Source organism: Microcystis sp. M53598_WE2 (assembly GCF_030067735.1).
GTDB lineage: Bacteria > Cyanobacteriota > Cyanobacteriia > Cyanobacteriales > Microcystaceae > Microcystis > Microcystis aeruginosa.
This window is the reverse complement of record NZ_JASJFE010000957.1, coordinates 1-2,428: the sequence shown is the minus strand read 5'-3', so window position 1 is coordinate 2,428 and position 2,428 is coordinate 1. Positions and strand designations below refer to the sequence as shown.

The window sequence follows — 2,428 nt, the reverse complement described above, 5'->3', positions numbered from 1 at the left end:
TGGTCAACTACCTAATTTTCAGGGAAAAAGTACCTGAATTTTCCCCCCAATCACTCCAAGGGTCGGCACTTTTTGATGGGCAAAAGGTCTAAAAGTTTTACCCAACAAGGTTTTCACATTTATTCAGCAAACCCTATTTATTTTTAGGAATTGGGGGCAGTTGCGGGGATTTTCGGCGAGAATTAGAACCGGATATTTTCGGGGGTAGGGGTGCAGAATTGCGATTAGATAAACTTTGAAGGCTCTTTTTCATATTAGCAGGTTCCGGCAGTTCTAGAGTTACCCCTTCTCTAGCGGTCATTGTTTCCTCTGGTAGGCATAAATCAAAAACAAAGGCGGAATTATTGGTTAAATCGGCCAGTTCTAATTTTACCATCTCTGGAGAGGATTCTCGTGCTAATAAAGGTTCAATTTCGGTTTTAATCAACTGTTCTAATTGAGCCAGATAATTGATCTTAACAGGAGTAACAATTAAAGTTAACATTTCTTGCCAACCTTGCCCCCCCAATTCTGCCAGAATATCCCCATAACAGCGAATTTTCCAGCTACCTATTCCCAAATCTCGATAGGAAAAAATTTCCAGCCAACCCCCGGCATCCGATCGATAATAATGAGTATATCTTTCACTACTGTCAGGAGATTCGTAATCGATACGCACTTCAATATGGGCAAAAGGAGAATCCAGACGGGCCAAGAGACGATAGTTTCCCGAGACAATTTCTAGGGAATTAGTAGAAATTGTGCGTCCGTGATTCTCCCCTTGTTTTTGCAGTATAAATTCCATAATCTTAGCCTAGGCCTAATGTTTGGCCTCTTAGGTTTGGTGGGGAAAATGTATTCTAAGATACAGTCCCGCCAGCGAGCGAGTGGAACGAACCACAAAGACACAAAGGACACAAAGAATAAGAGAGCCTAATGTTTGGCCATGACGCTAAAACTTAGGATTTGTGCCGAGAGATTTGCGCTTTTAATTCCCTTGCTTGTGTCAATAAATCCGCTTGGGTTAGACTAATTTGTTCTTGGGTGGCCATCCATTTCAGTTGTACCGTGCCATTTTCAGCCTCAGCATCCCCCAAAATTATACAGCCCACGGCCTTAGCTCGATCGGCCCGTTTAAATTGTTTCCCGAAAGCGCTGCCGCTTAAGTCTAACTCGACGCTAAACCCCAATCCGCGTAATTGCTGCGCTAATACCGCACTACGGGCCTCAGCTTTTTCTCCTTTGGAGACGAGATAAAAATCGGGAACCAAAAAAGATAAAGATTGCTTTTGTTGTAATAATATAATCAGACGTTCTAAACCGATCGCCCAACCCACTGCTGGTGTGTCTGGACCGCCTAATTGAGCTATTAAACCATCATAACGACCACCACCGCAAACCGTAGCTTGAGCGCCTAAATCATCGGACTGAATTTCAAAGGCCGTATGGGTGTAATAGTCCAATCCTCGCACTAAACAGGGATTAAGATTATAGATAACTCCCAAATCAGTTAGTAAAGATTGCACCCGTTCAAAATGCTTTTGAGAATCACTACTGAGATGTTCAAGAATACTGGGGGCATTCTTACAGATAATCTTGTTTTTTTCGTCCTTACTATCCAAAATTCGCAGGGGATTTTTTTCTAATCTCTGTTGAGAATCCGCGTCTAAATCAGCTTTGTAGGGAGTCAAATAATCTAGCAAGGCCTGACGATAATTTTGCCTATCTTGGGCATTTCCAAGGGAATTAATATCTAATTTTAGGTTTTCTAGCCCCACAGCTTTTAATATCTCGCTGGCAAGGGTAATTACTTCCACATCCGCCCTAGGATCATCACTTCCCAACAATTCGACCCCGATTTGATGAAACTGTCGCTGCCTACCCGCTTGCGGACGTTCATAACGAAACATCGGCCCCTTATACCAGAGTCTTTGTACTCCTCCGGCGGCCTGTAATTTGTGTTCAATATAGGCGCGAACGACCCCAGCCGTTCCCTCCGGTCGCAAAGTCAGGGAACGTTGACCGCGATCGAGGAAAGTGTACATTTCTTTACCCACCACGTCCGTCGCTTCCCCGATACCCCGTTCAAAAAGTTGCGTCTGTTCAAAAATGGGAGTTCGTATCTCTTGATACAGCGCAGTCCCTAAAATTCTGCTGGCAGTTTCCTCTAACCACTGCCAGTAACCGATCTCCGCCGGTAAAATATCTTTTGTGCCTCGGATTGCCTGGATTTCGCCCATAGTTCTCTGTATTTTTATCCCTATTTGAACAATCTTAAACCGCTTAGAGTCACTAATACCGTCGATCCTTCTTGACATCCTCGCCGCCCTAAAAGTGCGGCGATTCCTAAACCTCACGATTTAAGTTTCTGCTTCCACCACCGTCGCATACCACAGTTAAAAAACCATGTACTGTCTTACACAGAGTCCACAGACTTTCGCCCCATTTC

Annotated in this window: 2 protein-coding genes; both read right to left on the bottom strand. The window is 44.1% G+C overall.

Annotated features, from left to right (window positions below):
* Positions 1–133 precede the first annotated feature (133 nt).
* Positions 134–784, bottom strand: a complete 651-nt coding sequence (locus tag PX636_RS19620) for a hypothetical protein (protein WP_288118406.1) — start codon at positions 782–784, stop codon at positions 134–136.
* Between the two features lie 154 nt (positions 785–938).
* Positions 939–2,219, bottom strand: a complete 1,281-nt coding sequence (gene hisS, locus PX636_RS19615) for a histidine--tRNA ligase (protein WP_288118404.1) — start codon at positions 2,217–2,219, stop codon at positions 939–941.
* Between the last annotated feature and the right edge of the window lie 209 nt (positions 2,220–2,428).

Coding starts and splice junctions, on each gene's coding strand:
- PX636_RS19620 (WP_288118406.1), bottom strand. CDS start 784: ATGGAATTTATACTGCAAAAACAAGGGGAGAATCACGGACGCACAATT.
- hisS (WP_288118404.1), bottom strand. CDS start 2,219: ATGGGCGAAATCCAGGCAATCCGAGGCACAAAAGATATTTTACCGGCG.